Raw genomic sequence first — 7,986 nt, 5'->3', positions numbered from 1 at the left:
TTACTTGTATAATTATGTATCATAGAAAATATCCTTTTTTGTACAGATTATACCATAGATTCTAAACAGGTTCTAACTTGCCGAAATACACCAATTGCTCCACTACATTCATTTTCGGGTATAATCCACGCTCTTCTGGTAAATAGCCAATAGATAGGTCTTTCTTTGAAAAAGGGCGATTATTCCATAGAATTTGGCCGCTATCCGGTTTGATTAAATCTAAGATCATACGAATCGTCGTCGTCTTACCAGCACCATTTCGGCCCAGCATCCCTAAAATTCCACCTTCTTCTACACGTATATTTAAATCATTAACGGCCTTATATTCACCAAATGTTTTATTTAATCCTTGAATTTCAAATGCCATCCATAACAGCTCCTTTTAGCTTTTTACGAAATAAATAACCGCCATTCCTAATACAATCCCGCCTATCATCAAAAAAAACTTTTTCATCACTATTGCCTCCTTCAGTTACTTGTTAAGTTGTATCTTTATCATAGACTTCTTTCTGATGCTATTGTCCGCAATCCGTACTGTATTTACCGTAAAAAAGGCGAACCACTCTTATGTGGTTCACCGCAATTTCAACAGATGACATTGATTGTATGAAAACTTCTTAAATGTTATTATAAAAATATTCAGAAATTAAACGATATACCTACAAAGAGAGGTGTCTAAACCGTTGCAGATACAACGTAACTTCGTTTTCATTTTATGTGTAACTATCCTGTATTTTTGTTTACAAGGCTATATCTTATATAAAATAAACCAACCATATAGTGGAGTTCTTATTTCTAAAACAGACTCAACTACATACACAATAGCAAAAATTAAATCCTCCGGTTGGGCTTTTCTGACGGACTTAAAAGAAGGAGATATAATCTATTCGATAAATAAAGAAAAGCCTCATTTAGGAATACTTCCTGGATATCAAAACCAATCACTAAATGCATCTGAAATACAAATTAAAAAAGACGATATCACCCAAACTTATAAAGGAACACAACATTTTATTGATTCTCGTGACAAAATTATTTCTGTATACTTTCCCTTCCTACTCGCTTTTATTTGTTTAGGGTTATCTATTTTTCTTTATACAAAGAAGCCTTTGAACCGGGAAACATTCTTTTTGATCACGTTTCTATTCATGACTTCCTCAAGTCTTCTAATCGCAGTTGAATCTGGTAAAGGTGATTTTATCGCTCTCATTATTTTAAGTATTGTATTTCAAGGTACACCTATGTCTCTCATTTTATTGTTGAATGAATTATTCAAGAAAAAGCAACTATACGTTATTTCTGTGAGATTTCTAAAAATCGATATTACAATCGGCATTATTTTACTATTACTCTCTAATTTAACGATGTTCATTCCATTTCCAATAGTTAATACCGATGGATTAGAACTAATTTACCTTTCAATAAATATTATCTTTTGTATATATTTTTTAATCCGTGCCTATATCAAATATCACAGTACAGTACATAAACCATTTTTAAAATTAATGCTCACGATTCATTCCATTGCCTTCTTTCCGTTCGTTACACTCTATGCTCTTCCAGATGCAATATTCAGAACACCGATTCTCTCAGCAGATATTGGCGCTATGTTCCTAATCGCTCTACCAATCGGTTATTTTTATTTAGTAGCGACGAAGCAGATTTTTGATATAGAGTTTGTATTTGATCGTTTACGGTATTACGCATTTCTGTCACTAATTCCAACTCTATTAATTGCAATCATTACGAGCTGGAGCATTTATTACAAAGACAATTTTCTCTCTCGACTACTGCAAAGTTTTATTATTATTTTTCCGTTAAATATTCTATTTCTCATATTAAAAGAAAGATTAGATTTTACATTCCGTAATCACCTCTTTCGGACTAAAACAAACTTATACGTAAACATTGAACAGTTTACCGCACAGCTATCATCTATTATGAAAACAGAAGAGTTAGAGAAAAAATTCACTAATGAAATCGTTTCGATGTTGAAACCTTCTTTTATTCAATTTGTTCAATATGATATGAAAGACAACACATATACACTCTGTAACGGATATGGACAAACAAAAGATTTCACACTTTCTAAAAAGAAAAAATGGAGTATGGCAGCATTACTAATTAATGATTTATTAGAGGATGATGGATGCATTGGCATTTACTTATACTCTACTAAACATATAAAACACTACATCTGGATTGGAAGAAAAGTGAATAATATTAAATATAATACGCATGAAAAATCATGGTTCATCACTGTCACGACATACGTCCGTCTTATTTACGAAAACTTGTATACCATTAATGAAATTATTCATTCTCTAGAGCAGGAGAGTTTAGAATCCAAAACAAATTCTGCAAGCTTATCACGCCTACTCTTTCAAATTTCTGAACAAGAAAGGCGCCGACTCGCTTCAGATTTACACGACTCTGCATTACAAGATCAAATCGTATGGTACCGCAAACTAGATTCTTTACTAAAAAACAAATCCGTTCCACTAGAATTAAAAAATGAACTAAAAAAAATCCATTTCGGTATGCACGATGTAATACAACAAATTCGCGACACATGTAATGAATTGCGTCCATCACTTTTATCAGATGCTGGTTTAATTGGTGCATTAAGAGAATTGCTAGCCCAAACACAATTGCGTGTGCAGTTTCAAATTCAATTTGATCATGAATCAATTCAAGAACATCATTACGATTTTGACAAAATTTTATCTTTATATCGTATCATTCAAGAACTACTAACAAACGCAGATAAACATTCCGAGGCAACCATCGTATCGATTTTTTTATGGGAAGAGAATAACTGTATTTTCCTAGACTACCGAGACAACGGCAAAGGTTTTAATATAGACACTCCCTACTCTCCTAATCAGCATATGGGGCTTTCCGGTATAAAAGGAAGGCTTCAATCAATTGGTGGAGAAATACATATAGTATCCGAAGCTAAAAAAGGACTTCAAATAAACATTACAGTTCCGAGGTGGTAAATAATGATTCGAGTATTAATCGTAGATGATCATCAAATTGTAGGCGAAGGAACAAAGAACATGATTGAATTAGAAGAAGATATGCAAGCAGAATATATTTTAAATGAACAGGAAGCACTTATAAAAAGTGACGCTACACCTTTTGACGTATACCTCTTAGATATGAATATGCCCAATTGTAGTGGTATTGAACTCGCCCAGAAAATATTACATATTCAAACAGATGCAAAAATCATTTTATATACAGGTTTTGAATACGTATCCCAATTCAATTTATTAATAAACTCTGGTATCAGCGGCATTATTAGTAAATCAGCTTCTCAACAAGAGCTATTAATGGCAATTCGTGCAGCTGTAAACGGATATACTTTACTTCCTATTTCGTTATTACGTCAACTACGTACAGATGATATAACGACTCAACAACTTGAAAATAAAACCGCTCTTCTTACACAAAAAGAATTAGAAATCTTAGAATCCGTCTCTAAAGGAAGTAGCAATAAACAAATTGCTGATGAACTGTACATGAGTTCAAGAGCTGTAGAATACAACCTAACAAAAATCTTCAAAAAATTAAAAGTAGGATCACGCTCCGAAGCTTTAACAGAAGCAATGAGACAAGGCATTTTGAAAGTACACATATAAAATGAGACTTCCATCAGTTTGTTTTGTTTAACCCTCAAATAATGAGATAAATAAAAAAGTCCTAACCTACAAAACGTAAGTTAGGACTTTTTGACGCGCCCAGAGGGATTTGAACTAATAGTAAAATACCCCTTTTATATCAAGGCTCCTTTAGATTTTTAGAAGTAATCGTGCAAAATTCATGCAAAATTATTTCAGCGTGCAAAATCTACAAAAACAAAAGAGCACAGCGTGTATATAAAGTGCTACGAACACTCTATATACCGTCCACCTGAGCTGACCAGGTAAACACTTGCTATACTCTCATGAGTTATTTTACATCATGTAGGGTCTATTAAGCAACGTTTACCAAATTGGTGACGTTGCTTTTTTGTTTCCAAAAAGGAGACAAACCGTTATGGAAAAGAAACAAGGAATTACAATTTTTGCAAGTAATGAAACATACGAAAACCTAGCAACATTTAAAACAGTCGATGAATTAAACAAGACTGTTCGTGCATACAAAGAAAAATTCGTAGATCAGTTAAATAAAACTCAATTGACTGTATTAAATAAATTACACAACTATTCTTCTAAGTTCTTTGGTGTATCATTCAGAACAAAAAAACACATCGCTGAAGACCTCAATATTAGCCGTAGAACGGTTATTAGGGTATGCCTACACTTAGAGTCTTTAGGTATTATTAAACAACTAGAAATGAAGCGTAAAAGTGATATGAGACAAACAAGTAATGCTATTGTTATTCAACCAATTGTGGAAGAACATGTTGTCACACAAGCTCCTGTTAAAAATGAAGAAAAATGTCACACCAATAAAACAACTACTAAAACCTTAAAACAAAATATAAAAGATATAAACAAACGTAATAGTAATGAGAATAGCAATACTCCAGAAGAAAATATTGAACAAGTTGATTTTGTTGCTCACTGGGTACCAGAACGTTTTGTTTCTTTGGTTAGTTCTTTTTACAGTGAATCTAAAACAATTCAAGAACTGTGGAAGGTCGTAAGGCAGTGTAATAAAATCATTAACCATACAGCAGGTGATAAAGCATTTACTAAAGACCAGGAACTTACTATCGGCTTAAAAGCTATTAAAGAGTTTATTATGAAAATTAAAGCGGGCACAAAAATGAACAAGGGTAAATTCGCTTATTTCAACGGGATTGTAAATAAATTAATGGACAAGTTCTACTTCAATAAAGAATTTATGGCCATATAAAAAGCACCTAGCTAAATTAACTAGGCGTTTCGATTTTTAAAATATCCATGAATTGAATTTTATATATTATATTTGGGCCATCACTCACTACAATTCTATCCATTTGTTGTTCAAGCTTAACGATTTTCCCTTGAATGATATCTGGTTCTTTATATTTTCGATACACTGTAAACACTAATCCCATATCATCTTGCATTGCTAATTGAATTAATTCAGCAGCTGCTTGTTGTTCAAATTCATCCATGTATGGTCTAGGTTCCTTTTTTGAACCACTTTTCTTCTTTGGTGGTTTTGGTACTCCGTTTGTCATATAATATCACCTCATTGAGCGTTTTAAGCATATTGATATTTTATTCTTACTTTATCAATAGATAGTATATTAACTAATTTCATTGTTATAACTTCCAGTTGTAAAACTTCAGTTCTATCCCCTCATTATTAACTGTTCCCTATTTACTTTCTGTTAAACTTCCTTCCTTTTCGTTCCTCTTAGATTGATATGGTACGTATGCAACAAAAAGGTATACTTCCCTCGGATGTATGAAGAAATATACCTTTTTACTTAACTATCACATTTTCAATGCTTTACATCCAGCCCTGAATGCGCTTTACCCTATCCCGCTCCACATATACAATATAATTAATCAAAGATATTTTATACATTACATTAAAATAATTAATTGACAATCATAGAAGATCCAATTGTAGGAGCAAGACTCATAGTCAAAGGTACTGCGCTATTATTTCTCAAGGTAAGGATGTCTCCAGCACTCAACAATAATTGCGCCTGGCCGCTAATTCCTCCCGCGGCCACTAATACTGGGTATACGGTTGAAGCGTCTACAGTACCATTTACAGCAATCCCAATTTGACTTCCTATACCAGCTGTAATATTGACAATAAATTTAAGATTGTAAACTCCTGTGGTAGGAACAGTAACTGTAGTTGTTCCTGCCGTATGAGTTATGCCATTCAGCGGCCCATTATTACTAAATACTATATCCGCACCTCCTACAACTGTAGCATCAGTAAGAGTAGCTAATTGATAAACATATCCAGTAGGAAATGCTTCAATTGAACCCATCGGACCCGTTACCCCAGTAGCTCCTGTTGGGCCCGGTAGTCCTGTCGCTCCCATTTCTCCAGTAGCTCCTGTTGGGCCCGGTAGTCCTGTCGCTCCCATTTCTCCAGTAGCTCCTGTTGGACCCGGTAGTCCTGTCGCTCCCATTTCTCCAGTAGCTCCTGTTGGACCCGGTAGTCCTGTCGCTCCCATTTCTCCAGTAGCTCCTGTTGGGCCTATTCCACCTGCAGATCCTACTACACCAATTCCATAAGGTTGAATACCTGTTAGAAAAGTTGCAATGACAGTGTTCATCCTTTGATCAATTGCAGATATAGTATTACTTCCTTCATTAACCACATATATAATGTTTCCACCTGTAGAATTAGATATTCCAATCGGTGATGTTCCCACAGTAATAGAATCTGTTACTGTATGCGTTGTTGTACTAATAACCTCTACAATATTCGTATTATATCCAGTCACATAAACATACGTTCCATTTGATGTAATTGTAACTGCATAAGGCTTCACGCTAACTGGAATTGTCATGCTCACTGTGTTGGTTGCGATATCAATGACAGACAATGTTTTTCCACTATGATTTGTTACATAGGCGAATAAACCATCTGCTGCAATTGCTATGTCAATCGGTGCAGCTCCCACGATAACTGTTTTAATAATAGCTTTAGTGTTCGTATCAATTACAGAAACACGATTACTATTAAAATTTACAACGTAAACAAATGCCCCATTCGGAGTGACAGCAATACCTCTTGGCATACTTCCAACTGGAATGGTAGTTAACACAGCGTTACTTAGGGTATCGATGACGGATACTGTATTACTTCTAAAATTTGTTACATATACAGACTGTCCATTTGGTGTAATTGCTATATCTGTAGGATTTGTCCCTACATTAATGGATGTCAATACCGTATTCGTTTCTGTAAGAATAACAGATACGGTATTGCTCCCGAAATTCGCCACATAAGCATATTGACCGTCTGGAGTAATCGCTATCCCACGCGGTTTAATTCCTACTGGGATTTTAGAAACAACTTCATTATTTGCTACATCTATTACTTCAATATTATTATCCTTTTGACTCGTTACATACATAAATGTTAACGGCAAATTAATCTCCTCATTTCTAAACATCGTAGAATATTATTAAGCCCTACTTGTATTTTCACTATCATCATATAGCTCTTAAACTCTTTAACAAATCGGTATGACTTACATTCAAATGAATTTATGCATGATAAATTTCTAAAAGAGACTTATATAACATTCTATATATAATATGACGTTGAGATACTTTGGTTCATAAAACCAATCTACCTACCCTTCCTATAGCCCTACCGAAGTAAAAAACAAAATAATGAATAATACCTCGCCTCTTTCAACATTAACGAATAAAGTCTTAACAGGTGGTTTAATTAATGCTGGAAAAGCCCTTCAAACATACCAACCTATCTCTTATGAAGCCGAGCCTAATAATGATATTGCCAGTGCACACTCTCTACCAATGGGCCTCTTAATGGTTCTTTAAATCAAAATGATGCACAGGACATATTTAAAATAGATGTTCCTTCAAAAATGGATCTTTCAATTTCTGTACAAAACAAAAACAACATTGGATTAAGTTGGATTCTTGCTCATGCTTCTTCTCCCTCCGTATATGTATCCTATCTATCTACTAATAATAACAATATCCTTACAAATACCTACACCGCTGAAAAAGGAACGTATTATCTCATTATTTATAATTATGATTCTCGACCTGGACAATATGAAACTCTAATCAAATAGACTTTTCTAAATTATGACAAAAACATCAAAAATACAGATGAAAATGACTTCTGGATGTAATCAGAGAAAACCTTACAATTCCCTCCTTAAATTAGTACATTTACTTAATTTACAGGGCAATTGTATAAAGAGTTTTGAATCTATATGTTAGAGACTTCTATTTATTAAGAGGGTGTTGCAAAACTCATAAATATCCAAAAATGAATGCATAAAGAAACCCGTTTTCCTGGAAGAATGATAGT

Annotated in this window: 7 protein-coding genes; 4 read left to right on the top strand and 3 right to left on the bottom strand. The window is 33.9% G+C overall.

The features are described 5' to 3' along the window. Nucleotides 1-61 precede the first annotated feature (61 nt). Nucleotides 62-367: an ATP-binding cassette domain-containing protein gene (locus ACQRBL_RS26265; RefSeq protein WP_411996020.1), complete on the bottom strand. Its 306-nt coding sequence runs from the start codon at nt 365-367 to the stop codon at nt 62-64. A 316-nt stretch (nt 368-683) separates the two neighbouring features. Between ACQRBL_RS26265 and ACQRBL_RS26260 the strand changes: the two genes are divergently transcribed. From ACQRBL_RS26260 to ACQRBL_RS26250, 3 genes are all read left to right on the top strand, one after another. Further along, nucleotides 684-3,002: a sensor histidine kinase gene (locus ACQRBL_RS26260; RefSeq protein WP_411996019.1), complete on the top strand. Its 2,319-nt coding sequence runs from the start codon at nt 684-686 to the stop codon at nt 3,000-3,002. A gap of 3 nt (nt 3,003-3,005) precedes the next feature. Further along, a complete protein-coding gene (locus ACQRBL_RS26255) occupies nt 3,006-3,647 on the top strand; it encodes a response regulator (protein ID WP_000621763.1) in 642 nt (213 codons plus the stop codon). 397 nt (nt 3,648-4,044) lie between these two features. After that, a complete protein-coding gene (locus tag ACQRBL_RS26250) occupies nt 4,045-4,869 on the top strand; it encodes a helix-turn-helix domain-containing protein (RefSeq protein ID WP_411996018.1) in 825 nt (274 codons plus the stop codon). 16 nt (nt 4,870-4,885) lie between these two features. Here ACQRBL_RS26250 and ACQRBL_RS26245 read toward each other — a convergent pair whose 3' ends face one another. Further along, nucleotides 4,886-5,179 (bottom strand): YolD-like family protein, encoded by a 294-nt coding sequence (locus tag ACQRBL_RS26245; RefSeq protein ID WP_023523431.1) that lies wholly within the window; start codon nt 5,177-5,179, stop codon nt 4,886-4,888. Nucleotides 5,180-5,545: 366 nt separating this feature from the next. Then, nucleotides 5,546-7,066, bottom strand: a complete 1,521-nt coding sequence (locus ACQRBL_RS26240; protein WP_197265641.1) for a beta-propeller fold lactonase family protein — start codon at nt 7,064-7,066, stop codon at nt 5,546-5,548. A gap of 438 nt (nt 7,067-7,504) precedes the next feature. Between ACQRBL_RS26240 and ACQRBL_RS26235 the strand changes: the two genes are divergently transcribed. Beyond that, nucleotides 7,505-7,744: a pre-peptidase C-terminal domain-containing protein gene (locus ACQRBL_RS26235; RefSeq protein WP_368857248.1), complete on the top strand. Its 240-nt coding sequence runs from the start codon at nt 7,505-7,507 to the stop codon at nt 7,742-7,744. Nucleotides 7,745-7,986: the final 242 nt, after the last annotated feature.

Source organism: Bacillus sp. AF62 (assembly GCF_050312695.1).
In the GTDB taxonomy this organism is placed as follows: domain Bacteria; phylum Bacillota; class Bacilli; order Bacillales; family Bacillaceae_G; genus Bacillus_A; species Bacillus_A cereus.
The sequence above is the reverse complement of the archived record's forward strand: the minus strand, read 5'-3'. Positions and strand labels throughout refer to the sequence as shown.